General features: G+C 67.1%; 30 protein-coding genes, 1 tRNA gene and 1 riboswitch. Of the genes, 7 read left to right on the top strand and 24 right to left on the bottom strand.

Features of this window, described 5'->3' with window-relative positions:
• Positions 1-24 precede the first annotated feature (24 nt).
• From ftsX to ACPXCG_RS08825, 6 genes are all read right to left on the bottom strand, one after another.
• Positions 25-933 (bottom strand): permease-like cell division protein FtsX, encoded by a 909-nt coding sequence (gene ftsX / locus ACPXCG_RS08850; RefSeq protein WP_425791164.1) that lies wholly within the window; start codon positions 931-933, stop codon positions 25-27.
• An 87-nt stretch (positions 934-1,020) separates the two neighbouring features.
• Positions 1,021-1,707: a cell division ATP-binding protein FtsE gene (ftsE, locus tag ACPXCG_RS08845; RefSeq protein WP_425791162.1), complete on the bottom strand. Its 687-nt coding sequence runs from the start codon at positions 1,705-1,707 to the stop codon at positions 1,021-1,023.
• Positions 1,708-1,780: 73 nt separating this feature from the next.
• On the bottom strand, positions 1,781-2,245 hold the full coding sequence (locus ACPXCG_RS08840) for a hypothetical protein (protein ID WP_425791160.1): 465 nt from the start codon (positions 2,243-2,245) through the stop codon (positions 1,781-1,783).
• Complete coding sequence (locus ACPXCG_RS08835; protein WP_425791158.1) at positions 2,235-3,191, bottom strand: mechanosensitive ion channel family protein; 957 nt, start codon at positions 3,189-3,191, stop codon at positions 2,235-2,237. Before ACPXCG_RS08835 ends, ACPXCG_RS08840 begins: the two co-directional genes overlap by 11 nt.
• Positions 3,184-4,299: a peptide chain release factor 2 gene (prfB, locus tag ACPXCG_RS08830; protein ID WP_425791156.1), complete on the bottom strand. Its 1,116-nt coding sequence runs from the start codon at positions 4,297-4,299 to the stop codon at positions 3,184-3,186. The genes ACPXCG_RS08835 and prfB overlap by 8 nt, the downstream gene beginning before the upstream one ends.
• A 68-nt stretch (positions 4,300-4,367) precedes the next feature.
• Positions 4,368-4,766: a hypothetical protein gene (locus ACPXCG_RS08825; RefSeq protein WP_425791154.1), complete on the bottom strand. Its 399-nt coding sequence runs from the start codon at positions 4,764-4,766 to the stop codon at positions 4,368-4,370.
• Positions 4,767-4,872: 106 nt separating this feature from the next.
• Here ACPXCG_RS08825 and hisN point away from each other — a divergent pair, with 106 nt between their 5' ends.
• Both hisN and ACPXCG_RS08815 read left to right on the top strand, forming a co-directional pair.
• Positions 4,873-5,694 (top strand): histidinol-phosphatase, encoded by an 822-nt coding sequence (gene hisN, locus ACPXCG_RS08820; protein WP_425791152.1) that lies wholly within the window; start codon positions 4,873-4,875, stop codon positions 5,692-5,694.
• A gap of 85 nt (positions 5,695-5,779) precedes the next feature.
• Entirely contained in the window at positions 5,780-6,175 is a 396-nt protein-coding gene (locus ACPXCG_RS08815; protein ID WP_425791150.1) for a VOC family protein, read from the top strand.
• A 33-nt stretch (positions 6,176-6,208) separates the two neighbouring features.
• On the opposite strand, the gene ACPXCG_RS08810 is transcribed toward ACPXCG_RS08815, so the two are convergent.
• Positions 6,209-6,868, bottom strand: a complete 660-nt coding sequence (locus ACPXCG_RS08810) for an MBL fold metallo-hydrolase (protein ID WP_425791148.1) — start codon at positions 6,866-6,868, stop codon at positions 6,209-6,211.
• A gap of 76 nt (positions 6,869-6,944) precedes the next feature.
• Positions 6,945-7,427 (bottom strand): DUF2752 domain-containing protein, encoded by a 483-nt coding sequence (locus tag ACPXCG_RS08805; RefSeq protein ID WP_425791146.1) that lies wholly within the window; start codon positions 7,425-7,427, stop codon positions 6,945-6,947.
• 155 nt (positions 7,428-7,582) lie between these two features.
• Between ACPXCG_RS08805 and ACPXCG_RS08800 the strand changes: the two genes are divergently transcribed.
• Positions 7,583-8,971: an acyl-CoA dehydrogenase family protein gene (locus tag ACPXCG_RS08800; protein WP_425791144.1), complete on the top strand. Its 1,389-nt coding sequence runs from the start codon at positions 7,583-7,585 to the stop codon at positions 8,969-8,971.
• A gap of 23 nt (positions 8,972-8,994) precedes the next feature.
• Complete coding sequence (locus ACPXCG_RS08795) at positions 8,995-10,218, top strand: acyl-CoA dehydrogenase family protein (RefSeq protein ID WP_425791142.1); 1,224 nt, start codon at positions 8,995-8,997, stop codon at positions 10,216-10,218.
• Positions 10,219-10,400: 182 nt separating this feature from the next.
• On the opposite strand, the gene ACPXCG_RS08790 is transcribed toward ACPXCG_RS08795, so the two are convergent.
• The 11 genes from ACPXCG_RS08790 to ACPXCG_RS08740 form a co-directional block, all read right to left on the bottom strand.
• Positions 10,401-10,931, bottom strand: coding sequence for a universal stress protein (locus ACPXCG_RS08790; protein WP_425791140.1), 531 nt, complete (start codon positions 10,929-10,931; stop codon positions 10,401-10,403).
• A 40-nt stretch (positions 10,932-10,971) separates the two neighbouring features.
• Positions 10,972-11,355 carry a fluoride efflux transporter CrcB gene (crcB, locus tag ACPXCG_RS08785; RefSeq protein WP_425791138.1) on the bottom strand — a complete coding sequence of 128 codons (384 nt, stop codon included), beginning with the start codon at positions 11,353-11,355 and terminating at the stop codon, positions 10,972-10,974.
• Positions 11,352-11,852, bottom strand: coding sequence for a fluoride efflux transporter FluC (locus tag ACPXCG_RS08780; RefSeq protein ID WP_425791136.1), 501 nt, complete (start codon positions 11,850-11,852; stop codon positions 11,352-11,354). The genes crcB and ACPXCG_RS08780 overlap by 4 nt, the downstream gene beginning before the upstream one ends.
• A gap of 19 nt (positions 11,853-11,871) precedes the next feature.
• Positions 11,872-11,961, bottom strand: a riboswitch (Fluoride riboswitch).
• 43 nt (positions 11,962-12,004) lie between these two features.
• Complete coding sequence (locus tag ACPXCG_RS08775; RefSeq protein WP_425791135.1) at positions 12,005-13,885, bottom strand: propionyl-CoA synthetase; 1,881 nt, start codon at positions 13,883-13,885, stop codon at positions 12,005-12,007.
• A gap of 144 nt (positions 13,886-14,029) precedes the next feature.
• Positions 14,030-14,278 carry a DUF2630 family protein gene (locus tag ACPXCG_RS08770; protein WP_425791133.1) on the bottom strand — a complete coding sequence of 83 codons (249 nt, stop codon included), beginning with the start codon at positions 14,276-14,278 and terminating at the stop codon, positions 14,030-14,032.
• Positions 14,279-14,407: 129 nt separating this feature from the next.
• Positions 14,408-15,019, bottom strand: coding sequence for an MSMEG_1061 family FMN-dependent PPOX-type flavoprotein (locus ACPXCG_RS08765; protein WP_425792081.1), 612 nt, complete (start codon positions 15,017-15,019; stop codon positions 14,408-14,410).
• 66 nt (positions 15,020-15,085) lie between these two features.
• Positions 15,086-15,511 (bottom strand): hypothetical protein, encoded by a 426-nt coding sequence (locus ACPXCG_RS08760; protein ID WP_425791131.1) that lies wholly within the window; start codon positions 15,509-15,511, stop codon positions 15,086-15,088.
• Complete coding sequence (locus tag ACPXCG_RS08755; RefSeq protein ID WP_425791129.1) at positions 15,511-16,644, bottom strand: molybdopterin-dependent oxidoreductase; 1,134 nt, start codon at positions 16,642-16,644, stop codon at positions 15,511-15,513. Before ACPXCG_RS08755 ends, ACPXCG_RS08760 begins: the two co-directional genes overlap by 1 nt.
• Positions 16,641-17,324 carry a class I SAM-dependent methyltransferase gene (locus tag ACPXCG_RS08750; protein ID WP_425791127.1) on the bottom strand — a complete coding sequence of 228 codons (684 nt, stop codon included), beginning with the start codon at positions 17,322-17,324 and terminating at the stop codon, positions 16,641-16,643. Before ACPXCG_RS08750 ends, ACPXCG_RS08755 begins: the two co-directional genes overlap by 4 nt.
• Positions 17,324-18,016, bottom strand: coding sequence for a TIGR04282 family arsenosugar biosynthesis glycosyltransferase (locus ACPXCG_RS08745; RefSeq protein ID WP_425791125.1), 693 nt, complete (start codon positions 18,014-18,016; stop codon positions 17,324-17,326). The genes ACPXCG_RS08750 and ACPXCG_RS08745 overlap by 1 nt, the downstream gene beginning before the upstream one ends.
• Positions 18,013-18,669, bottom strand: a complete 657-nt coding sequence (locus ACPXCG_RS08740) for a glycosyltransferase family 2 protein (protein WP_425791123.1) — start codon at positions 18,667-18,669, stop codon at positions 18,013-18,015. The genes ACPXCG_RS08745 and ACPXCG_RS08740 overlap by 4 nt, the downstream gene beginning before the upstream one ends.
• A 115-nt stretch (positions 18,670-18,784) precedes the next feature.
• Between ACPXCG_RS08740 and ACPXCG_RS08735 the strand changes: the two genes are divergently transcribed.
• Genes ACPXCG_RS08735 through ACPXCG_RS08725 form a run of 3 tightly spaced genes read left to right on the top strand, consistent with a single transcriptional unit; the run spans position 18,785 to position 21,921 of the window.
• Positions 18,785-20,155 carry a hypothetical protein gene (locus tag ACPXCG_RS08735; RefSeq protein ID WP_425791121.1) on the top strand — a complete coding sequence of 457 codons (1,371 nt, stop codon included), beginning with the start codon at positions 18,785-18,787 and terminating at the stop codon, positions 20,153-20,155.
• A 20-nt stretch (positions 20,156-20,175) separates the two neighbouring features.
• Positions 20,176-20,865, top strand: a complete 690-nt coding sequence (locus tag ACPXCG_RS08730; protein WP_425791119.1) for a response regulator transcription factor — start codon at positions 20,176-20,178, stop codon at positions 20,863-20,865.
• A 24-nt stretch (positions 20,866-20,889) separates the two neighbouring features.
• On the top strand, positions 20,890-21,921 hold the full coding sequence (locus tag ACPXCG_RS08725; protein ID WP_425791117.1) for a sensor histidine kinase: 1,032 nt from the start codon (positions 20,890-20,892) through the stop codon (positions 21,919-21,921).
• On the opposite strand, the gene ACPXCG_RS08720 is transcribed toward ACPXCG_RS08725, so the two are convergent.
• The 5 genes from ACPXCG_RS08720 to ACPXCG_RS08700 all read right to left on the bottom strand — a co-directional run bounded on the left by ACPXCG_RS08720 (position 21,819) and on the right by ACPXCG_RS08700 (position 24,934).
• Entirely contained in the window at positions 21,819-22,973 is a 1,155-nt protein-coding gene (locus ACPXCG_RS08720; protein WP_425791115.1) for an NAD-dependent epimerase/dehydratase family protein, read from the bottom strand. The genes ACPXCG_RS08725 and ACPXCG_RS08720 overlap by 103 nt on opposite strands.
• Positions 22,970-23,860, bottom strand: a complete 891-nt coding sequence (locus tag ACPXCG_RS08715) for an S-methyl-5'-thioadenosine phosphorylase (RefSeq protein ID WP_425791114.1) — start codon at positions 23,858-23,860, stop codon at positions 22,970-22,972. The genes ACPXCG_RS08720 and ACPXCG_RS08715 overlap by 4 nt, the downstream gene beginning before the upstream one ends.
• 150 nt (positions 23,861-24,010) lie before the next feature.
• A tRNA-Met gene (locus ACPXCG_RS08710) sits at positions 24,011-24,087 on the bottom strand.
• Between the two features lie 297 nt (positions 24,088-24,384).
• A complete protein-coding gene (locus tag ACPXCG_RS08705) occupies positions 24,385-24,564 on the bottom strand; it encodes a hypothetical protein (protein WP_425791112.1) in 180 nt (59 codons plus the stop codon).
• A 151-nt stretch (positions 24,565-24,715) separates the two neighbouring features.
• On the bottom strand, positions 24,716-24,934 hold the full coding sequence (locus ACPXCG_RS08700; protein ID WP_425791110.1) for a hypothetical protein: 219 nt from the start codon (positions 24,932-24,934) through the stop codon (positions 24,716-24,718).
• Between the last annotated feature and the right edge of the window lie 14 nt (positions 24,935-24,948).

The raw sequence follows: 24,948 nt of genomic DNA, 5'->3' as shown, positions 1-24,948 counted from the left end.
CAACACCTCCTCATACTGGGTTCGTCACTCGCGGACGTACACGCGAAGCGTCACATATGCAGTGACACCTGACAACAGAATTCCACCGATGATCAGCCACGGGGACACGAATAGCACGTCGGATGCCCCGATGCGCGCCAGGATGTTGACACCGTACAGATCCGCCAGGGCCTTGTCGAAGAAGAGGACCTTCGCGGCGAACAGCCCTCCGATCGCGAGGAATGCGCCGACAAGGGCCGCCACCACCGCCTCGAGCAGGAACGGTAACTGCGTGTACCACCGGGTGGCGCCCACCAATCGCATGATCGACACCTCGGTCCGACGAGTGAACGCCGCCACCTGAACGGTGTTCGCGATCAGCAGGATCGCCGCGAGGGCGAGCACGAGCGCAACGGCGAACGCCGCGTTGCGGGTTCCGTCGAGCACGCTGAATATTCGTTTCACCAATTCACGCTGGTCGAGCGCCCCGTCGACGCCGAGATCCTTTCGACCCTTGAATTCGTCGAGCACCGGCCCGAATTGCGAGGGGTCGGACATCCGCACCTTGAGCGACGCCGGGATGGTGCCCTCGCGGATGTTGTCGGCGATGTCGGGGTTGTCCTTGAACGTCTGCTTGGCGGCCTCGAAGGCCTCCTTGCGATCGATGAACGTCACCGAGCCCACACCGGGGTGGTTCTGGATCTCGGTGCGCAGGACCGAGCACGGCGCCTGCTGGCAGTTGGGGTCCGCTTCGGAGACCGCGTCATTGATGAAGAACTGCATCTCCACCCGGTCGAGGAAGATCTTCTGACTCTTGTCGGCCATCTGGATCACCAACAGTCCGCCACCAAAGATGCCGAGAGTGATCGCCGTCGTCAGGATCATGGCGATCGTCATGGTCACATTGCGGCGGAGACCGTTGAGGACCTCACTGATGATGAAGTTCGCTCGCATGGAGTGCGCAGTCCTTACAGGGATCGAGGGCGGAAGGGTCGGTTCCCTCCGGCGGTCGTGTCACGGGGCGGGTTGCGGAGGTATCGGCTAACCGATGCCGTACACCCCTTGCGGGTCGTTGCGGACCAGCCGGCCGTTGTCGAACTCGAGGACCCGTCGACGCATCGCATCGACGATGTGGCGGTCGTGCGTGGCCATGACCACCGTCGTGCCGCGCCGGTTCACCCGGTCGAGCACATCGACGATCTCCTCGCTCGTCTCCGGATCCAGGTTTCCGGTCGGCTCGTCGGCGAGCAGGACGAGCGGGCGATTCACGATCGCCCGGGCGATCGCCACCCGCTGCATCTCTCCGCCCGAGAGTTCGGTGGGCATCCGGTCGGCCTTGCCCGCGAGCCCGACGTAGTCGAGCACCTCGGGCACCACCCGGCGGATGGTCGACGGCGGCTTGCCGATGACCTCGAGGGCGAAGGCGACATTGTCCGACACCGACTTCTGCTGCAGCAGACGGAAGTCCTGGAACACGCAGCCGATCGACTGACGCAGCTTCGGTACCGAGCGCGCCTTGAGCGTGTTGACGTGGAATTCCCCCACATACACCTGCCCCGACGTCGGCCTGTCTTCCTTCAACAGCAGGCGGAAGAAGGTGGACTTGCCCGAGCCCGACGGACCGATCAGGAACGCGAACTCACCCTTGTCGACCTCGAGACTGAGATCTGACAGCGCGGGTCGGCTGGAAGCCTTGTACTTCATCGTGACGTTCTCCAGCGTGATCACGAGAAGCCAGTGTAACGGTGGGCCCTGAGAGTTCCGCTCAGGTCGGCGTCACCGACGATTCATGCTCGGCCGATCACCGTTGCGGCACCGAACTCTGGTCCCCGGTCTGTGGCGCATTGCCGAAATTGGGCAGTGTCACACCAGGTAGTCCAGGAACGGTCTGCTGTGTGGTCGTCGTGCCCCGCTGCTGGCCCGTCTGATCACCTTCGGGGTTGTTGTCGTTGTTCTGGCCGGTCTCGTTTCCGGGCGTCGTCGTCGACTCCGTGGTCGACGTCGACGACGGAGTCGAACTCGGGGTCGACGACGGCTGCGGCGTCGGTGTGGTCGTCGTGCTCGACTGCGTCGTCCGTGCCGGCTGCGGTGTGGGTGGGGCGACCACCCCGTAGCGCTGCGAGGTGTAGCCGTAGAGCACGATCGAGCCGAGAAAAACGATCAGCAAGATGGCCGTGCTCGTGCGCATGCGGGTCTTGTAGACGTGTCGCCAGTTGCGCGGTTTGCGTTCCCTGACCTCGTCCTGCTCGGTGTGCTCACTCGTCACGGTGCTTCGCCTTCCCGACCTCGTCGGCCAGGGCCGCCGGCGGGGCGCTCGCGGCCTCCACCTCGCGCCCCGGTGCCACCGTGATCCCCTCGCGGGCCAGGGCGCGCACGATGCTGACACGCAGTGCACGACTGATGTCGAACTGCTTACCCGGCAGCGTGCGCGCCACCACGCGCACGGTGATCGAGTCCAGTTCGAGATTGATCACGCCGAGCGGCGAAGGCGGGTCGAGCATCAGATCGTGCCACCGCTTCTCCTCGTAGAAGTCGCTCCCCACGCGATCCAGGGTCTCGTTGACCTTGGCGATGTCGGCCTCGGCGGGCACCGGCACATCGACCACGGCACGCGCCCAATCCTTGGAGAGGTTGGTGGCCTTGATGATCTGGCCGTTCGGCACCGTGATCACCTCGCCCTCGCTGGTGCGGAGCTTGGTCATGCGCAACGTGACATCCTCGACGGTGCCCTCGGCAAGGGTGCTCCCGGTGACCGTGAGGCTGACCACGTCCCCGTATCCGTACTGCTTTTCGGCGACGACGAAGAACCCCGCGAGGATGTCCTGGACGACACGTTGCGCACCGAAACCGAGAGCTGCGCCGATGACCGCGCCCGGACCGGTCAGGCCGGTGATCGGGATGTTGAAGACCACCATGATGCGCAGGATCACGATGATCGCCACGATGACGATCATCGTCCACGCGACGACGTCGACCAGGGCCCGGCGATGTTTGGAGTCCTCGGTCTGGACAATGAGGTCGCTGTTGTGGAATTGCGACTCGACACGCGCCGCGTACTTGTCGGCCGACCACCGGATGCATCTGATCACGAGGAGACCCCCGAGAATCCAGATCAGGATCTCGAGTCCGTCGGTGGCCGCCCAGACGTAGAACCGACCGAGTACCGACGCCGTCGCGCCGTCGGCAAACGCCAGCGGCGTCAGATCACGCATCTGCAGAAGCCATCCGCCATCGGATTCCGGCTTCGATGAACTTGTCGATGTCGCCGTCGATGACCGCGGTCGGGTTGTTGTCCTCCACGTTGGTCCGTAGGTCCTTGACCATCTGATACGGGTGCAGGACGTACGACCGCATCTGATTGCCCCAGCTCGAACCGCCGTCGCCCTTCAGGGCGTCGAGTTCGGCTCGCTCCTCCTGGCGCTTGCGTTCGAGCAGCTTGGCCTGCAGAACACGCATCGCCGACGCCTTGTTCTGCAGCTGGCTCTTCTCGTTCTGACAGGTCACGACGATCCCGGTCGGGAGGTGGGTCAGCCGGACCGCGGAGTCGGTGGTGTTGACCGACTGGCCACCGGGACCCGACGACCGGTACACATCGACCTTCACGTCGTTCTCGTCGACGTCGATGTGGTCGGTGGTCTCGACCACGGGCAGCACCTCGACCTCGGCGAACGAGGTCTGCCGACGACTCTGGTTGTCGAACGGGCTGATTCGCACCAGACGATGGGTGCCCTGTTCGACCGACAGCGTGCCGTACATGTACGGCGCCTTCACCGTGAAGGTGGCGCTCTTGATGCCAGCCTCCTCCGCGTAGGAGGTGTCGTACACCTCGACGCCGTAGTTGTGTTTCTCGGCCCAGCGGATGTACATGCGCATCAGCATCTGCGCCCAGTCGGCAGCATCCACGCCACCCGCGCCGGAACGGATGTTGACCAGGGCATCACGCTGGTCGTACTCGCCGGCCAGCATGGTCTTGACCTCCATGGCCTCCACATCGGCCCGCAACGACGCGCGCTCCGCATCGGCATCGGCCAGCGCGGCGACCTTGTCGTCGCCCTCCTCCGCCTCGGCGAGTTCGTAGTGGACGGGGAGATCGTCGAGGCGTTGACGCAATTCGCTCACCTTGCGGAACTCCGACTGCGCATGCGAGAGCTCACTGGTGACCTTCTGCGCGTGCTCCTGGTTGTTCCAGAGTTCGGGGTCAGAGGCCTGCATCTCCAGTTCGTCGATCCGACGACGCAACTCGTCGAGGTCGAGCACCTTCTCGACCGTGGTCAAGGTGGTGCCGATGGATTCGAGGTCTGCGGTTACGTCGGGATGCACGGTGACCAAGACTACCGGGGCAAAACAGTCTCGGTATGCCCCTGCCCGCTACCTCGTGGCGCGGTTGATCATGCGGGCGGGAACTGCCCGGGCGGTGGCGGTGCATCCATCGGCGGCAACTCGCCGAACCGCCACGTCGATGTCGCCTTGCCCGGCTTGTAGACGACCGGCAGATCGGCGCCGATCTGCGGCCAGGGATCGTGCTCGCCGAACACGAGGGTCCCGTAGACCTCGGCGGGATCGGTCTGCGGTCCGACGATCGTCCCGGACACCGTGCAGTACCGCTCCCCCTTCGCGTCGCCCTGGTCCGGCCGGTCGCTCACACCTGTGACCGTCAGCGTGCCCTGCACGAACCGACCGGCCCTCGAGGGGTCGAGCGGGCGCGGGTTCCGTCCGCGCTGCCATTGGACGAGCAGCGCCACCAGAAGAGCCGCCAAGATCGCACTGAACGCCACCGCGAGCCACATGGGCCCACCTTACCGTCGGTGGTCGGGCAAATCCGACGTACCGCTCCGCGGAGTTCATCGCCGATCTCCGATGTGACATGCATGCCGGTGGCGATAACCTACCCGCATGTCACACGACCTCGGGCCCACCGCGATCTCCGACGATCTCGAACTCGCGCTGTCGCTCGCGGACTCGGCCGATGCCCTGACGATGGAACGATTCGGCGCCGTCGATCTGCGCGTCGACGACAAGCCCGACCTCACTCCGGTCTCCGACGCCGACCTCGCATGCGAGACCATGGTGCGCCAACGCCTCTCGGCCCGGCGTCACGACGATGCGGTACTCGGCGAGGAGTTCGGCGGGGACGCCGTGCTGACCGGCAGGCAATGGGTCGTCGATCCCATCGACGGCACCAAGAACTTCGTCCGCGGTGTGCCGGTGTGGGCGACGCTGATCGCCCTCCTCGTCGACGGTGTCCCGCGCGTCGGCGTGGTGTCGGCGCCCGCACTGCGCCGCCGATGGTGGGCCGCCGAGGGGATCGGGGCGTTCTCGGTGTTCGACGGTGAGGAACTGCCGCGCCGATTGTCGGTGTCGGCCGTCGCGGATCTCCCGTCGGCCAGCCTCGCGTTCTCGAGTCTGTCGGGCTGGGCCGATCGGGGCATCCGCGACGAGTTCATCGCGCTGACAGATGAGGTGTGGCGGGTCCGCGGCTACGGGGATTTCTGGAACTACTGTCTGGTCGCCGAGGGAGCTGTCGACATCGCGGCCGAACCCGAGGTCTCTCTCTGGGACCTCGCCGCACTCGACATCCTGGTCCGCGAGGCGGGCGGGAGATTCACGGGCCTCGACGGCACCGACGGACCGTCCGGTGGCAGCGCCATCGCGACAAACGGACTGCTGCAGGACACAATCCTCGGGGCGCTCGCCCCCTCCCCGAATCGTCCCTGAAACCGTCCGTTCGACGAGTTCACTACCGGTGTCGGTAGGCCTAGGATCGGTGGAGCGGGGGCATCCGCCGACAAGGAGCAGGGACATGGCATTTCCCGCGTTGACCCACGCCGCCATCACCGTCACGAACCTCGACGCCAGCACCCGCTGGTACACCGAACTCTTCGGATCGGGCCCCGTGCTCGACGAGGATGAGGAGTCGGGCAAATTCCATCACACCGTGTTCGCACTCGACGGCGGCATGCTCTTCGGTCTGCACACGCACACCGAGCCGGGCCCCGTCGACAGCTTCGATGAACGACGCACCGGACTCGATCACATCGCGTTCGCCATCGGACGCGATGAACTCGATTCGTGGACAACACGACTCGATGAACTCGGTATCTCGCACAACGGCGTGAAGCACGCTCATTACGGCTCGGGCATCTCGTTTCGCGATCCTGACGGCATCGCCCTCGAGTTCTTCGCCCCACCTGCGTGAGCGCGGGATCAGGCGACCAGAGCTCGGAGGCGACTACAGATCCGTGGCCGATTCCTCGTCGAGGACCACGAACTCGGTGGCGGCGTCCTTCATCTCGGACAGCCGTCCGTAGTGGATACCGGTACCGGCATCCGACAGGATCGCCTGGTGGATCGGCACGGCGACGCGCGGTGCCATCGCGCGGAGGTAGTCGACCGACTCACTCAACTTCATCCATGGCGCCGCCGACGGCAGTGCCAGCACGTCCACCGTCTCGAACGGGATGTAGAACGAATCGCCGGGGTGCATGAACCGGCCGGTCATCGACTTGGTGTCGAGGACATAGGCGACATTGTCGATCACCGGGATCTCCGGATGGATGACGGCGTGGCGACCGCCGGTGATACGCGCCGTCACCGTCCCGATCTGCACATGCGACCCCGCGTTGGCCGTTTGCCACGGTCCCGCGACGTCGTCGCCGTTGAGCTGTGACGCGGTCTGTGGGTCCGCGTACCGGATCGCGTCGGGATTCGCCGCGACGAGGTCGGGCAACCGGGCGACGTCGCAATGATCGGGATGCTGATGAGTGATCAGGATCGCGTCCAGCCCGGTGACGCCGTCGAATCCATGGGAGAAATTGCCCGGGTCGAAGAGGATCTTGGTTCCGTCGATCTCCACCAGGACGCACGAGTGACCGAAGTGAGTGATCTGCATGTGTCCACTCTGCTCCCGAGTCGTGCCGACGTCACGTCGCGACACTCAGCGCGCAAACACCGACAGCTGACCACGGTCACGTGATCGGCGGAAAGACCCCCCAGCCGAATCCGGCGTCGACGGCACGCACGATCCCGTAGCCGAACCAGACCACCAGAACGGCCAGGGCCACCGGGCTGGTCAGGGTGCGCTGCACTCGCGTCAGAACCGGACGTCCGGTCGCCAGCGCGGCGATCGCGACAACGGTGACGACCGCGACCACGAGCATGAACAGCGGCCCGAACGCATTGAAGGAGAACGCCGACGCCACGTCACCGTGCCCGAGTGCGACCCAGCTGCGGGTGAGCCCGCAGGCCGGGCATGGCAGTCCGGTGATCCGGAGGAACGGACAGAGCGCCGGCCCCCGTTCGACCACGTGGGGTCCGAGCGCAGTCGCGAGCCCGAGCGCCGTGAGTCCCGCGGCAGCCACAGCGGCTACGGTCAGACGGCCGCCCCCAGCGAGCCGCTCGGGCGCGACGGTTCCACTCGTCGGTACCGTCGCCTGCTCGCCCGAAGTCACCCGACCAGCGTAGATCGATCGTGACGCCATCGTCATCGGCGAGCTGCGTGACAAGCTACTTACCGGATAGTAAGGTCTGTACTTACTACCGAGTAAGATCGGGTCGCGAGTCCGTCCGGACGCGGCCCCAACCGCCCGAGAAACAGCTGGTGATCATGACCTCACAGACCGAGCCGCGGCATACCGAACCGCGCGACACCTCCGCCGTCGGAAAGAATCCGCACCCGCGTTCGTTCATCGGTACCGCGATGCGCGTGCTGACCACGGTGACCGGATCCGAGTTCGCGGAGAAGTACAAGATCCGCGAGCCCATCAACCGGATCGCCTTCCAGGGCACCAAGACCGGCTTCCAAACCCTCGGTGCCGCGAACCGGGCGTTCAAGGCGGCCCAGGGCGGCGGTTCCGGTCAGGCCAAGCGCTTGACGACGGCCCCGAAGGATTACTTCAACCTGAACCCGGACGACGAGCAGCAGATGATCGCCGAGACGGTGAAGGAATTCGCTGTCGAGATCCTGCGTCCGGCCGCCTACGACGCCGACAACGCCGCCGCCGCGCCCGAGGAGATCCTCAAGCGGTCGGCCGAGCTCGGCATCACCATGATCAATGTCCCGGAGGACTTCGAGGGCGCCGCATCCGAGCGCGGCGTGGTGACCAACGCATTGGTCGCCGAGTCGATGGCCTACGGCGACATGGGTCTCGCGCTGCCGCTGCTCGCGCCGAGCGGGGTCGCGACAACCCTCACCAACTTCGGCACCGACGAGCAGCAGCGCACCTACCTGCCCGACTTCGCCGGCGAGAACGTGCCGCAGTCGGCGGTCGTGATCGCCGAGCCGCGTCCGCTCTTCGACGCCTTCGCGCTCGAGACCAAGGCCACCCGGGTGCCCAGCGGCTACCGCCTCAACGGAGTGAAGTCGTTCGTCCCTGCGGCCGGATCGTCCGAGCTCTTCATCATCGGCGCGCAGCTGGACGGTCGGCCCGCGCTGTTCATCGTCGAGTCGGACACAAAGGGCCTGATCGTCGAGGCCGACCCGGGCATGGGCGTGCGTGCGGCGGGCATGGGGCGCCTGCTGCTGCAGGACGTCGCCGTGCCGGAATCCGCCCTCCTCGGAGGAACCGACGGCGAGGCGGCGCTCGCCGCGTACCGCGACGTCGTGCGTCTGTCGCGGCTGGGCTGGTCGGCGCTGGCCGCCGGTACCGCAAAGGCCGTCCTCGACTACGTGATCCCCTACGTCAACGAGCGCGAGGCGTTCGGCGAGCCGATCTCCAATCGCCAGGCGGTGGCGTTCATGGTCGCCAACATCGCGACCGAGGTCGACTCCATCCGGCTGGTCACGCTGCGTGGCGCGGCGCGCGCCGAGCAGGGATTGTCGTTCGCCCGTGAGGCGGCGCTCTCCCGCAAGCTGACCATCGACAAGGGCCTGCAGATCGGTCTCGACGGTGTGCAGTTGCTCGGCGGCCACGGCTTCACCAAGGAGCATCCCGTGGAGCGTTGGTACCGCGACCTGCGTGGCGCAGGCATCGGCGAAGGCATCGTCGTCCTCTGACGGCCGGAACAGGGACAACTGACATGAGCATCAATCTCGAACTCCCCAAGAAGCTGGGCGCGACGATCGACCAGGCCCACCAGGCGGCCGCGGAGATCTTCCGGCCGATCTCACGCAAGTACGACCTGCGCGAGCACGAATATCCGGTCGAACTCGACACCCTCGCGAGCCTCTACGACGGTCTCGCCGAGGCCGGGCAGGCCGGCGCGGGCGCGGACGGCGGACGTAGCCAGAAGAAGTCGGACCGGCCGAGGCCCGAGGGTGCGGTGGTCAACGGCGGCAACATGCAGTCGGTGATCAACACGATGGAGACCTCGTGGGGCGACGTCGGCCTGATGCTGACCATCCCCTATCAGGGACTGGGCAACGCGGCGATCGCCGCGGTCGCGACCGACGAGCAGCTGAAGAACTTCGGCAAGGTGTGGGCAGCGATGGCCATCACCGAGCCGAGCTTCGGTTCGGACTCGGCTGCGGTGTCCACCACCGCCACCCCCGACGGCGACGAGTACGTCCTCAACGGCGAGAAGATCTTCGTCACCGCGGGTTCACGTGCCACGCACATCGTGGTGTGGGCATCGGTCGACAAGAGCCTGGGCCGGGCTGCCATCAAGAGCTTCGTGGTGCCGCGCGAACATCCCGGTGTCGAGGTCGTCCGCCTCGAACACAAGCTCGGCATCCGCGTCTCCGACACCGCGGTCATCCGCTTCGAGAACTGCCGCATCTCGAAGGACAATCTGCTGGGATCTCCGGAGGTGGACACCAAGAAGGGCTTCGGCGGTGTCATGCAGACCTTCGACAACACGCGTCCGATGGTCGCGGGTATGGCAGTGGGCGTCGCCCGCGCCGCGCTCGAAGAACTGCGTCGCATCCTGGAAGAGGCCGGCATCGAGATCGACTACGACCGCCCGGCCGCCGATCAGCATGCCGCCGCGGCCGAGTTCATCCGGATGGAAAGCGATTTCGAGGCGTCGTATCTGCACACGATGCGAGCCGCGTGGATGGCCGACAACAAGGAGCCGAACTCCCTCGAGGCCTCGATGTCCAAGGCGAAGGCCGGGCGCACCGGGACCGACATCACCAACAAGGTGGTGGAATTGACCGGCACGCTGGGATATTCGGAACGACTGCTGGTGGAGAAGTGGGCCCGTGACTCGAAGATCCTGGACATCTTCGAAGGGACCCAGCAGATCCAGAACCTGATCATCGCTCGGCGCGTACTCAACAAGAGCAGCACCGAGCTGAAGTAGGAACCCATCCGCCGGTCGAGTAGTCGCGAACCATCCACCCGCCGGTCGAGTAGGCGCGAACGGAGTGAGTGCCGTATCGAGACCAACTCTCACCACGAGGGCTGGTCTCGATACGCCTCCTCGCTACGCTCGTCGCCTACTCGACCGACGAAGCCCGGCGCTCGGCTACTCGACCGACAGGATCACGTCGACGGCGATTTGGTGCCGGGAACGAGGAGCAAAGGGGTCCTGTGCTTTCCGATCAGGCCCTGGGCAACCGACTGTCCCAGAACCGAATCGAGATGGGAGAGCACACCTCCGCGCGGACTGCCGATCACCACCATCAACGCCGAGTATCGGTCGGCGACGACGGCGAGCAGGTCGGCGGCCGCGCCGTGCCCGCTGTGATAAGTCCAGGACGCAGCCAGTTCGTCGAGCAGGTCACGTGCTTGGGCGGCCTCGCCGGTGATGGTGACTCGTAGCTGCTGCTCCCAGTCCGGCGCGTCCGGATCCACCGGCATGTCATCGAGATCGACGATGTGCACCACATGGACGTGAGCGGTGAGCCGATGGGCGAGGTCGACCGCGAACCGTAGCGCAGTGGTACTGGCCGGATTCCGGTCCCACCCCACCACAAGACTCGCGCGCGCAGGTTCGCGCGGCTGTGGCCCGGGTAGGTTCCGTCGCAACGGTGTCGGGCCCGGCCGCTGACCGAAGTCGACGTCTCGTTCCATCACAAAGCCTTTCGCCCGTTCGGCGCGCCGCGCCGAGCTGTCAGATCGCCCATGCCAGCACCAGCCCCAATCCGCATGCCAACGAACTCACGAGCAGCGACCCGATCGCGTACACCGCCGCCGACATCGTCCGGCGCTGCTCTGCCAGTCGGACAGTCTCGAAACTCGCGGTGCTGAAAGTCGTGTAGCCACCGCAGAATCCGGTCCCCACTATCGTCTGCCACCCCGCCGGAGCGGTATGGAACATGACCAGACCGGCCAAGAAGCCCAGCAGCAGCGAGCCGCTGACGTTGATGGCGAACGTCGCCCAGGGGAAGGTCGTCGGCCGCCATTGTTTGATCGCACCGTGTTTGATCGCACCGTCCAGGACGAAACGGGCAACCGCCCCCAGGGCGCCGGCAAGCATCACCGCGACGACGGTCACGACACCTCACCGCCCCGACGCAACAGTGCGCCCGCCGCCGCGATACCGAGCCATGCGCAGCAGAGCCCGACGATCACGGTCGTCACCCCGTACCCGAAGGCGACCAGTGGCGCGCCGCGGTGCGTGATCAGCGACGCCTCGAGTGCGAAACTGCTGTAAGTGGTGAAGGAACCGCAGAACCCGGTACCTGCCAGGAGCCGCGTGCGGCGACGCCATCCGTCGTCGTCACCGGCGCGGACAAGACCTTCCAGTAGCGCACCGAGGAGGAACGCACCGAGCAGGTTGACCAGGAACGTGCCCCACGGCCACCCGGTCCCCTCCGCCGGCAACCACTGCTCGACCCCGTAGCGCAAACCGGTGCCTGCCATACCACCGGCAAAGACCCAGGCAAGCGCGTCCATGCGCAGGTGTAACGGGCGAACCGCGTCGGGATCGGTGGGGAGCTCGGTGTGCGGATCGTCCCGATCTGGACGATCCGCGGAATGGTCTGAACCCATGCAGCAGCCCTATCCGTCGACCGGAACAGGAACCATCAGCCGAGAACGGCGGTTCGGGCATAGACAGCTGTGGCCGTCAACCCGGGCGAGATCCATCACCCATCGACACCCTATACCCGCTGCCGAATGCCGTATCGCCGCCGGCATCGCCCTCAGTCGCCCAGTTGCTTCGCCAGATCCGCCAGCACGTCGGCATCCTCGATGGTCGAGGGCACCGTGTAATCCTCGTGGTCGGCGATCTGACGCATCGTCTTGCGCAGGATCTTGCCCGACCGGGTCTTCGGCAGGGCCGGCACGACCGTGACGTCGCGGAAGGTGGCGACGGCGCCGATCTCGTCACGCACCATGGCGACCAGTTCGTCCCGCAACGTGTCCGGTTCGATCTCGACTCCCGCCTTGAGGACCACGTAACCGCTCGGACGCTGCCCCTTGAGGTCGTCGTGGATGCCGATCACCGCGCACTCCGCGACCGCCGGGTGGGACGCGACGACCGCCTCGATACTGCCGGTGGACAGGCGATGTCCGGCGACATTGATGACGTCGTCGGAGCGCCCGAGCACAAAGACGTAGCCGTCGGCATCCACATAGCCGGAATCACCTGTCAGGTAATAACCCTCGAACGCGGACAGATACGACGCGCGGAATCGCTCCTCGTCGTGCCACAGACCGGCCAGCGTGCCAGGCGGAAGCGGCAGTTCGATGACGATGTTGCCCTCCTCCCCCGCCCCGAGCCGAGTGCCCTCGGCATCGACGACCCCGATGCGGTAGCCCGGCACCGGCACTGTCGGAGATCCGGCTTTCAGCGGCATCGGTTCCAGCCCACGGAGATTCGCCGCGATCGCCCAACCCGTCTCCGTCTGCCACCAATGGTCGACGACGGGAACCCCGAGCACCCGGGTGGCCCACCCGAAGGTGTCCGGATCCAGCCGCTCGCCTGCTGCGAACAGTGTTCGCAGAGAGGATGTGTCGTACTGCGCGAGTTCGGCCGCGTCGGGATCCGCCTTGCGGATGGCGCGGATAGCCGTCGGTGCGGTGAACAGCGCGCGGACACCATGATCGGCGATGACCCGCCAGAACGCCCCCGCGTCGGGTGTCCCCACCGGCTTGCCCTCGTACATCACGGTCGTCGCGCCGATCAACAACGGCCCGTAGACGATATAGGAGTGCCCGACCACCCAGCCGACGTCCGACGCCGTCCACCACACGTCGCCCGGCTCGATACCGTAGATGTTGCCCATGGACCAGGTGAGCGCGACGGCGTGACCGCCGTTGTCGCGGACCACTCCCTTCGGCTTCCCGGTGGTTCCCGACGTGTACAGGATGTAGAGCGGGTCTGTCGCGGCCACCGTCGCCGGACCCACCGGGCGCGCATCGGCCATCGTCGTGTCCCAGTCGAGCCAGCCCTCGTGATCGACTGCGCTGCCGGTGATCTCGGGCCGATCCTTGACGACGACCGTCGTCGGCGGAGACGAGGCCAGTTCGACGGCCCGAGCCACCATCGGCAGGTACGGCACCGTTCGGCCTGGTTCCAGGCCGCCGGACGCCGTGACGATCGCGACAGGTTCTGCATCGTCGATGCGGCTCGCCAGCTCGGGCGCCGCGAAGCCGCCGAACACCACTGAGTGCACCGCCCCGATCCGGGCACAGGCGAGCATCGCGATCGCGGCCTCTGGGATCATGGGCATGTAGATCACCACCCGATCACCCGCGACCACGCCGTTCGACGCGAGCACTCCGGCGAACCGGGACACCTCGTCGAGCAGTTCGGCGTAGCTGAACGTCCGGGTCTCACCGATCATGGCCGAATCCCAGATGAGCGCGATGCGGTCACCGTATCCGGCCTCGACGTGACGATCCAGCGCGTTGTAGGACGTATTCAACGTCGCGTCGGGAAACCAGCGATAGAACGGTGCAGCGGAATCGTCGAGCGCCTGGGTGGGCGGTGACACCCAATCGACGCCCTGCGACGCCGCCAGCCAGAAGCCCTCCCGGTCATCGCTCGCCTGTGCGAACGCTTCGCTGTATCGACCCATCGTCGCCCCTCTCACTCACACACCGTGCGTCACACCGGCGGTGCCGCACATCGCTACGAGCGTAGCCATGTGGCCGTTGCTGCGACGTTGATTCCGGCTTCGGCAGACGTGGCCGTCGTCGGCGGATGCGGCGACGGACAGTGGTCAGTCCAGGTACTTCTCGACGGTGTCGGCGGGCCGGACCGAGGCGTCGTCGGGGTCGGCGCCGGCATCGCGCTTGGCCTGCCGCTGACGCAGCAGATCCCAGCACTGGTCGAGCGAGACCTCGACCTCGCGGAGCCGACTGTTCTCTTCGTCGCGGGAGATCTCACCCCGCCCCATCCTGTCGCGCAGGTCGCGCTCCTCGGCGATCAGATCGGTGATGTGCCCATGGATCGACTTGTCGGTGGCCATGGCACCACGGTAGTCCGGCCCACCGCCGGAGGCGTGAGATCAGGTGAGGGGTCGGTGGTGGCCTTTACGCCGGATCGGGGACCCGGCGATGAGGCCACAGTCGGGGGACGAGGACGCAATGCTCATGGATCAGTACAGCCACTTGCGGAAATTGGCCTCCGCGAACCCCTCTTCGAGCTCTGCCTCGTCGAGCTCCGGCATCAGCGTCTTGGTGATCTTCGCCGTGCTGGGGAGTGCCTCCGGTCGCCACGTGTCGGGACGCCAGAGATCCGAGCGCAGGAACGCCTTGGAGCAGTGGAAGAAGACCTCGTCGATGTCGATCTCGACGGCCAGGATCGGCCGGCGCCCCTTGACCGCGAGCCGGTCGAAGTAGTCGCCGTCGTCGACGATCCGGGCCGAGCCGTTGATCCGCAGCGTGTCCCCACGGCCCGGGATCACCGCGATCGTCCCGATGTGCGGATTCTGCAGGATGTTGAGGTAGCCGTCGACCCGCCGGTTGCCGGGACGTTCCGGGATGGCGATCCGCGTCTCGTCGATGACATGCACCACCTTGCCGGGTGGATCGCCCTTCGGGGACACATCGAGTCCACCGACCGCATCCGACGTCGCGAGGAACACGATCGGGGTCGCCGCCAGCCAGTCGATGTGGACCTCATGCAGCGACTGCCGGACCTTGGTCACGACGGTTTCGTGCGGATGGCCGACTATCCCGCGCAGTTGCTCCTTGGTGGTGATCTCCACGGCACCCATGGTCGCACCACGCCGCCACCCGAGGAAATCCTGTCCGCAAGAGTGCGGGCACCGGCGTCACATCGACGCTCGACGACGGCGTGCCGAGGCCACCATCACGACGCCGAGAATCGCCCAGACCAGCAGGATCGCGATGGTCAGGCCCCATCCGAACGGACGGTCGAGGATTGTCGAATTGTCCGGCCGCTCGCCCGCCGGACGTGGTGCGAGCACCGGTAAGGCGAGCAGGACCAGCAGGTTCGTATACGCGAGCGCGAGCAACACGGGAGTGCACCACGCGGGTGGGAGTGCGCGGCGCGTGATCGCGGCGACCAGCAGGCACAGCGGCGCGAAGACCAGGTCGTGGGCCAGGAGGCCGGCCGCCAGCCACAGCACGATCGAGAGTTGGTCGCCTGAGGAGAACGACCAGATCAACATCAGCCCGCGGACGACGAGCACGCACCCGGTCAGCACCAGACCGATCCGGAACATCTGCATCACCATCACGACACCTCGATCTTGGCGACCCATTTCGTCTGCATGACCCCGGGCAGGTTCGGGGCGATGAGCCGGACCGGGAAGCCGTGGTCGATGTCGAGATCGTCTCCGTGCAGGCGCAGGGCGAGCAGTGTGCGGGGATCGGCCGCGTGGGAGGACGGCACCGTGCTGACCGCGTACGGTCCTCGTTCCAGCGAGATCACCCGCACCGGCGCGCCGACGGTTCCGCCGACCACCTGGACCAGGTCGCGTAGGCGCACCCCCGTCCACACCGCGTCCGCGCTCCAGCCCTCGACGCAGGTGATCGGCAGTGACACCGTGTGTTGCGGCAGGGCGCGGAGAGCGGCCAGATCCCAGGAGACGTCACCGACCGGGCCGGATGCCGCGAGACGATAGGAGTCGGAGGTGGCGGCCATGGCCACCTGCGCCTGTTCGGCGGTGCGATTCACCGGCAGTCCCTGCGGACCGGCCCCGCTGCGGGGCGCGAACACCGCGACGCGCCGGAGTGCCGGCACGGTCTGCCCGGCGAAGGCAACGACCGCCACCGCGACGGCGCCGCCGGCCCCCAGCAGGACCGTGCGACGGTCGAGGCCGCCGAGCCTGCGTCGGTCGTTGTCGTCCTTCGCCTGTTTCGTCTCCGCCTCACCGAGTGCGACACGGATGATCGGCAGCTTCACCGCGATATGCACGAGCAGCGCACCGATCACGATGTAGGCCATCGCGTGGTGGGTCGTCGTGAAGAAGAAGCGCCACGGATACCACTGGGCGATGTTGAGCAGGCCCGTCAGGAGCTGGAAGATACTCGCCGACACCAGCACCGCGATCGACAGCCGCTCGACGAGACGCACCGGAGATCCGATCAGAGGTCGCTCGAAGAGCTTGCGATAGACCACGCCGAGTTTGATCAGCAGCAGCGGGATCGCCGCGATGCCGGACAAGACGTGAACGCCCTGCGTGGTGCGGTACAGCCACACCGGCGTCGACCGCCAGGCGAACCATTCCGGCGGATGCTGAATCCAGTGGCTCACCAGCCCGGTGACGAAACAAATGGCAAAGCAGGTGGCCAGTGCGAGTCCCACGCGAGTGGCGAGAGATCGCCGTTCGTCTTCCGCTTCGTCCGCCTCGACCGCCGGGATCATCGCGAGACCAGTTCCGCCACTTCGCGTTCGGCGATCCGACGGATCGATCGGACCTCGAGTGCACTCTGCTGCGCCGCGTCCTCGACCCCCAGGACACCCAGCCGCGCCCACGGGAACCAGGGGCCGGCCGACCCGCCCGACTCCAGCCGGACGGTCTGGTGGTCGACGTGTTCCACGTCGGGATCGAGCTCCACGTGGACCACTCCCGCGGGCCCGATCAACGCTGCGGCTCGTTGCAACACCCTGGTCGGGTCCCCGCCGATACCGATGTTGCCGTCCATCACCAGCACGTTCTGCCAGCGCCCCTCGCCGGGAAGCCTGTCGAAGATGTTGCGGCAGAGCGCGACCGCTCCCCGACGACGCGTCTCTGCGACCGCCGCACGGGAATGATCCACGCCCAGCGCGACCCGGTCCCGGGCCGTCAGCGCTGCGACGAAACGTCCCGGACCGCAGCCGAGATCGATGGTGGTACCCGGACACCGTGAGACCAGCTCCTCGTCGAACATCCGATCACCAGGATCCGTCGACTCACCACGCCACCGTGACACCGGCAGCCGATCCAGTGTGCCATCGGCATGCCTGAGGAAACACGCATCGGCACGCAGCATCAGATCGTGGGTCGGTGGCACGTCGGACGGACCTGGCAGGCCTATCGGGTCGTGGTCGGGCGCGGCCGTCATCAGGCGCTCACACCGAATGGGTGGAGCTTCCGCACTGCGATCGCGAATGCGCTCTGCGGCACACAGAGTCCGGCCACCGCCGCGACGTCGTCGGGCCGATCGACATCGACGAGGGTACGCAGTGGTCGCACCACCAGCCCGTCGCGACGGAGCGCGCCTTCGGTACCGACCCGGGTCTCTGGGGTGGACATCGGGACGCCGGGCAGCACATCCGCTCCGCGGGCGCCGACGAGGCCCAGCGCCCACCAGCCGCCGTCGACGGCGGGCCCGAGGACGGCAGTACCCGTACGCAACAGACGCAGGCCCGACTTGAGGTCGCGCCTGGTCACCTGCGGTGTATCCATGCCGATCTGCAGCACCCGGTCGACGCCGAGGGCGGCCGCATCGACATGGGCGTTGCGGAGGCGCTCACCGAAGGTGTCGCCGCGCTGCCCGATGACCGTGCAGCGATGCAGCAGGTCCGCGAGTTCGGCGTGCCGGGCACCGTGCGCCGGGTCGCCGACCATCGCGACGATGACCTCCGGGCCGGCCGTGCAGGCCGTTCGGATGGTGTCGATGAGTGCGGCTGCGGCGAGGTCCGCGGCCGCCCGCGGACCGAATTCCGGGATGAGTCGGGTCTTTGCCGCACCCGGAATCGGCGCCTTTGCCACGAGGAGCACGGCGTCGGTGTTCCGGGTGGCCGACGCTGTCATGACAAGGCCGCCAGGAAGTCCCGACCCGCCTGCATCGATCCGGCGATGGAGCCGGACACTTTGGAACGTCCTGCGGTTCGCGGCGTGTAGGTGACCGCACATTCGGACACCCGTAGCCCAGATCGTGCTGCCCGGACCAGCAGTTCGACCGGATATCCCGAGCGCCGATCCTCGATCCCGAGCGCCAGCAGGCGTTCTCGCTCGATCGCCCGCATCGGACCGATGTCGTTGACCGGCAGTCCGTATCGTCGACGAAGCCACCACGCGACGGCGGCGGAGCCGGCGCGCGCGTGGGCAGGCCACGCTTCGGGACGGGTGGGTCGACGACGCCCGACGGCCAGATCGGCCCCCGCGCCCAATCGGTCGACCAGGCCGGGCAGCTCCGCCGGTGACATCGACCCGTCCCCGTCGATGGTGCAGATGATCGGTCCCTGCGCGGCCAGCACTCCGGCATGGACCGCCGCTCCGTATCCGGGCCGCGGCTCGGCGATCACCCGCACACCGAGCTCGGCCACCACGTCCGCCGTGCCGTCGGCGGAACCGTTGTCCACCACGATCACCTCGTATCCATCCGGAATCCCTTCCAGCACAGAGACGATCGCCCCTCGCTCGTTTCGACAGGGAATGATGACGGATACGTCGGCATCGCTCATGAATCCCACGCTATGAGCGGTAGTGGCCCCTGAACAGGGTTCGGGCGGTGACGGAAGTATGACGTCGCGTCCGAGCCACTGTCATCGTGCCGTCCGTGCTCCTACGGTGGGTCATGTGAGGTCACCGACGGCACCCCCCGACATCCCGCTGCACGCCGGAGAACCCGTGCACCGCCGCGGCATCGTGCGCACCGACGTCGTGTGGGTCTCGGCGGCGATCGCACTGGTGGTAGCGGCGATCGTCGTACCGATCGTCATGGGTGACGCGCTGCGGGGCCGGATTTTTGCCGGCGCCGCACCCCTGTTGGGGCAATGGAACCCACACGTCGGACCGGGCTCGATCCCCGCCGTCGTGATCGCCGCCGCTGCGGTGATGCTGCTGCCCGGCTGGGCATCTCGACTCCGATGGAGGACCCTCGCGTTCACCGTGTGGGCCACGGCCGTGCTGTGGACGCTGAGCCTGGCGCTGATCGACGGCTGGCAGCGCGGCATCGCCGGGCGCCTCGTCCGCCCCGACGAGTACCTGTCGGAAGTGCCAGGGGTGCACAGCATCCCGGGCGTGCTCGCGACATTCTCGGACCGCATCCTCGCTCATCAGCCGGACTCCTGGACCACCCACGTGTCGGGGCATCCACCCGGAGCGCTCATCACCTTCGTATGGCTGGACCGGCTCGGTCTCGGCGGCGGCGGCTGGGCGGGGATCTGGTGTGTACTGACCGGATGCAGCGCCCTCGTCGCGGTGATGATCACACTCCGGAATCTCGATGCGGAGGACTGGGCACGCCGGTGTGCGCCGTTCCTGGCCCTCTTTCCCGGCCTCGTCTGGGTGGGGGTCTCCGCCGACGGATACTTCATGGCGGTGGCGGCATGGGGTGTCGCATTCGTCGCGATGGCGACGCACCGTCACGGTGTCGGCGCAGCCGTAACCGGCCTTCTCGGCGGAGCGTTCCTCGGGTTCTCGATCTTCCTGAACTACGGGCTGGTGCTCATCGGATTCGTCGTACTGGCCGTGCTCATCGCGGCCCGCAACGCACGGCCGCTGCTCCTTGCCGTGCCCGCCGCCCTGGCGGTCGTCGGCGTGTTCCGTGCCTTCGGGTTCTGGTGGTTCGACGGCTACCGAATGGTGGTCGACCGCTATTACCAGGGCATCGCCTCGATCCGGCCGTTCGCGTATTGGGGGTGGGCGAATATCGCCGCCACCCTGTTCGCCGTCGGCCCCGCGGTACCCGCCGGACTCGGCCGCGTCTTCGGATCGCGGATGTGGCGTCATCCCGTCGTACTGCTCTCCCTGGCCGGGCTGGTCGCCATCCTCGTGGCCGACTTCAGTGCGTTGAGCAAAGCCGAGACCGAACGGATCTGGCTGGGCTTCAGCTTGTGGACCATGGTGAGCACGGCGCTGCTCCCCGTCCGTCGGCAACGCGTGTGGCTTGGCGCCCAGGTGGCCGTCGCCCTCGCGGTCAATCATCTTGTGTTGACGTACTGGTGAGACGGGTGTGGGCTGACGTCATGCAGATTCTCGTCGCCGACGACGACCCCGTGGTGGCCGACGTCGTCCGTCGCTACCTCGAACGCGACGGTATGCACGTCATGGTGGTGGGTTCGGGCCGGCAGGCCCTCGACGAACTGGAACGGAATCGCATCGATCTGGCGATCCTGGACGTGATGATGCCCGACGGCGACGGGATCGACGTCTGCCGCCGCATCCGCTCCGGCGTTCATGCAGACCTGCCGGTCATCATGCTGACTGCCCTCGGGGAGGCCGAGGACCGGGTGCTCGGCCTCGAGTCGGGTGCCGACGACTACGTCGCCAAGCCCTTCAGCCCGCGCGAACTGAGCCTGCGCGTCCAGTCGGTGCTGCGCCGCGCGAGCGCGGCCACCGCGGAATCGACGGCCGGCAGGCTGTCCGATGGCGTCGTGACCGTCGACCTCGCGGCCCGCGAGGTATTGGTGGCCGGCCATCCGGTGTCCACCACCAAACGCGAGTTCGATCTGCTCACCTTTTTCCTCGGCCACGTCGACACCGTGTTCTCGCGCGACGAATTGCTGGAACGGGTGTGGGGCTGGCGGTTCGGGGACCTGTCCACCGTGACGGTGCACGTCAAACGGCTGCGCGCCAAGCTCGGCGACGCGTCGCGGATCGAGACGGTGTGGGGTCGTGGATACCGGTGGTCATGCCGGGCGGATGGCGACGCGTGAGACTCCGGACATGAGTGTCGACCGATGAATTCCGAGATCGTCCGAATCCTGTTGCTGGCGTTGGCCTGGACTGCGCCGGTGGTGTTGGCGGGCGGCCTGTTGCTGGTGGCCATGCGGCGTGCATCGCTGCTGATCAGCATGGTGCTGATGGTGCTCATCCCGATGGCGGCGACGTTCGTCGGCGTGTTCGGCGTCAGCGGCATGATGTTCACCGGTGACATCTGGCGGACCGCCGCCGTGCTGGCGGCAGTCGCGTTGGTGACGCTCCCGGCAGCCCTGTGGCTGGGGCGTTTTCAGGCCAGGCGCACCGTCTGGGAACGTCACATGCGCGAGCAGGAACGTGCCGCTGAGCACTCCCGCCGCGAACTGATCGCCTGGGTCAGCCACGATCTCCGCACCCCACTTGCCGACATCAAGGCGTTGGCCGAGGCATTGAGCGACCACGTGGTCACCGATCCCGGCGAGGTCGCGTCGTTCGCGACGCAGATCGATCGACACACCGTTCGGCTGGCCCGCATGGTCGACGACCTGTTCGAGATGGCGCGGATCAACGCCGGTGCGCTGACGCTGGACATGGAGGCGATCGACCTGCGCGAGGTGGTCGACGAGGTGACCAGCGCGACAAGTACTCTCGCCCAGCGCGCCGACGTGGCCGTGCACGTGACCTGTCCCGATGTGGCAGTCACGGTCAACGGCAGCGCCTCGGCGCTGTCTCGGATCCTCACCAACCTGATCGTGAACGCGGTGGCGCACACGCCGTCGGGCGGTGCGATCGACGTCGCCCTCGGCAGTTCGCATGGTGCCGCGTGGATACGGGTCGACGACACGGGCGTGGGTATCCCGGAGAACGACCTGGAGCGTATCTTCGAGACCTCGTATCGGGGCAGTCCTTCGCGCACGCCCTCGGCCATCGACGGGGTGCCCGCGGGCGCCGGACTCGGGTTGGCCATCGCTCAGGGTCTTGTCGACGCCCATTCGGGGTCGATCGTCGCGTCCAACCTGGACTCCGGGAGCCGGTTCGAGGTGACCTTGCCGCTCGTGCCGGCCGGCGCCTGAACCTCTGATCGACCGGACGAGCTCCGCAGGGGTTCGGAGGCAAAGCGTGCGATCCCCTGATCGGGTGGGATCGTGGCCCGAAAGCCGATGTGTTCCTGGGCCCGTCGCGGATCGGCGACGACATGACGCACGTCGCCGAGCCGGAATCCGCCGGTGATCTCCGGCGCCGGGCCGTCGGCCGCCTCGGACAGCAGCCGCGCCACCGTCCCGATCGAGATCGGGGTACCCGAGCAGACGTTGAGCGCCCGGAAGCCGTCGGCGTCCGTTGCTTCGATCGCACAGCGGTTGGCCTGCGCAACGTCGTCGACGTGCACAAAGTCGCGCATCTGGCCGCCGTCCTCGAACACCAGCGGGGCGAGGCCCGCGGCCAGTCTCGACCGGAACACCGATGCGACCCCGGCATACGGGGTGTCCCGTGGCATCCACGGCCCGTACACGTTGTGGTAGCGCAGCGCGACGACCGATCCGCCGGTCTGCTCCGACCAGGCGCGCGCATAGTGTTCCTGCGCGCACTTGCTGGCCGCGTAAGAGGTACTCGGCGCGAACGGTGTGTCCTCGTCGGTCAGGGTCCACCGCAACGGCCGCCCGTCGCGGAGATGCTCGAACGTTCCCGCACGCAGATCCTCAGGTCTACGATCACCCACCTGGTGGACCACCGTGCCGTCGGCATCCAGGAAACGCCCCGACCCGTAGACCACCATCGACGACGCCAACACGAGTCGCGCACACCCGGCCTCGAACATCGCGGCCAGCAGTCGAGCCGTCCCCCAGTCGTTCTCCCGGGCGTAGCGGGGCGCATCCGATGCGTCCACCCCGGCTCCGACCATCGCCGCCTGATGGCACACCACGTCGACACCGTCGAGGAGCTCGATCATCGCCTCGCGGTCGGCGACATCGACCCGGTGCACGCCGTCCGGCAGCTTCGCATCCATCGGGTGCGCGGCCGGGATGAGCGCGTCCACGCCCACCACCTCGTGATCGGCCACTCGCAGGACATCGGCGATCCGCGATCCGATGAAGCCCGCGGCGCCGGTGACCAGCACCCGGGTCATCGCGCACCAGCCGTCGGGCGGACGTCGACCCCGGTGCCGACCCCGGTGCGGAACAGTGAGTCCACGTCGTGCTCGGCTGCGCCACAATCACACTCGGCGGCAGCATCGATCACCTCGACGGCGCTCCGGATCACCTCGACGAGACGAGGCAGACTCCGCGCGAACTCCGCGAACACCTCGGCGGCGGTGACCCCCGTGCCCGACTCGATGCCGGCATCGAGGTCGGTGACCAGGCACGCGGTGGAGTAACACAACTTCAGTTCGCGGGCGAGTACCGCCTCGGGCTGACCGGTCATGTTGATCAACGAGGCGCCTTCGGTCGCATACCAGCGACTCTCGGCCCGGGTGGAGAACCGTGGGCCCTCGATGACGACCATCGTCCCGCCGTCGATAACGTCGTCGGACGCCGACGCGAGCGATTGCCGGAGACCCGGACAGTACGGATCGGCGAACTGCACGTGCACCGGGCTGTCGGGCGGCTGGGCGCCGGCCCAGATCTCGGGCCGGTCGAAGAAGGTCTGAGCACGCTGTGTGGTGCGGTCGATCAGCTGATCCGGCACCACGATGGTACCGGGACCGTGGTCGGGACGGAGTCCACCCACCGCGCACGCACCGATCACGCGCCGGACTCCGAGCGCCCGCAACGCCCAGAGATTGGCCCGGTAGGGAATCCGGTGCGGCAGGTACTCGTGATGGGCACCGTGCCGCGGAAGGAACACCAGACGTCTCCCGTCGACCGTGGCGACCCGCAGCCGCGCCGATGGTGGGCCGAAGGGGGTGTCCACCTCCGTCTCGATCACGTTGTCGTCGTCGGAGAAGTACCGGTAGAGGCCGGTGCCACCGATGATGCCGATGGCGGGTGCGGAATCATCCGTCTCGCTGTGCATGCCTTCGATGGTGCGCGCCTCTGGTGCGCGGCGGCACCCCCGCGGCCGATCGGTCATCGTTTCGTCACGATGGTCGACGGCACCGCCGGACGGCGTCGACCGAGAAAGCGAGAACCCCCGCCCGGGTGTCCCGGGCGGGGGTTCTCATGTTGGTAGCGGGGACAGGATTTGAACCTGCGACCTCTGGGTTATGAGCCCAGCGAGCTACCGAGCTGCTCCACCCCGCGTTGCTGAATACAACGTTACACACCCGCTCCGACCAGATGCAAATCGCCTCCGATACCCGCCCCTACCTGCGGCGATGGTGTGATCGCCGACACGTCGTCCCGCCCGGCGATCATCGCGGGTGTGGACGCCCATCAACGCGGACACCTGCGGTGCCGACGGGTTGAGGTTCACCGTGTCCAAGGCGCTTCTTCGCGGTGTTGCCCCGCGGCCGCTCGTATGCGGGATCTGCGCCGGCGGCCGAACCGGCGAGGCTCTCTCACGGACCCGATGCTCAGGACCAGCAGGCTCGACCCGAACTACACGAGTCCGTTCGCGATCATGCTCTTTCCCGCTGCGACGACCGCCTCGCCCGACGGTCGCGGTGAAAACCCGAGCAGCTGCCGCGCCTTGTCGATCACCACGATCTTCTGGAACCCCATCTCCGCCGCGGCGCCACGGGCTTCGGCCGAGAACAACGCCAGAATGCGCAGCGCCACATCAGGGATGCGTCACGTCGAGACCTTCGCTGCATCAAAACCGAGCGAATCACGTAGCACCGCAGCGACTTCCGAAAGAGCCACGGCTGGATCACCTTTCGCACGCGCAGCGTTCCCTCACGGGCAGGCCCGATGACATCGTTCTCCTCCTTCACCGCGCCGACGTGGACGGGAGAGGCGACATGCAGCACCGCATCGACGCCGTCCACCGCCGCACCCGCCTCGTGTCGTTGGTGAGGTCGGCCTCGACGAAGGTGAGCGCGTCGCCGCGGTGCATGCCGACGCCCTCGAGGACCGCGTACGCCACGATGAGCCGCGACTCCACCACAGCCCGTTCATCCCGGCCACGAGCACCGATGAGAAACGGCACTATCTCGACGCAAC

The organism is Gordonia sp. DT218, from assembly GCF_049847105.1.
Lineage (GTDB): Bacteria > Actinomycetota > Actinomycetes > Mycobacteriales > Mycobacteriaceae > Gordonia.
This window is presented reverse-complemented; position numbering and strand designations above follow the sequence as displayed.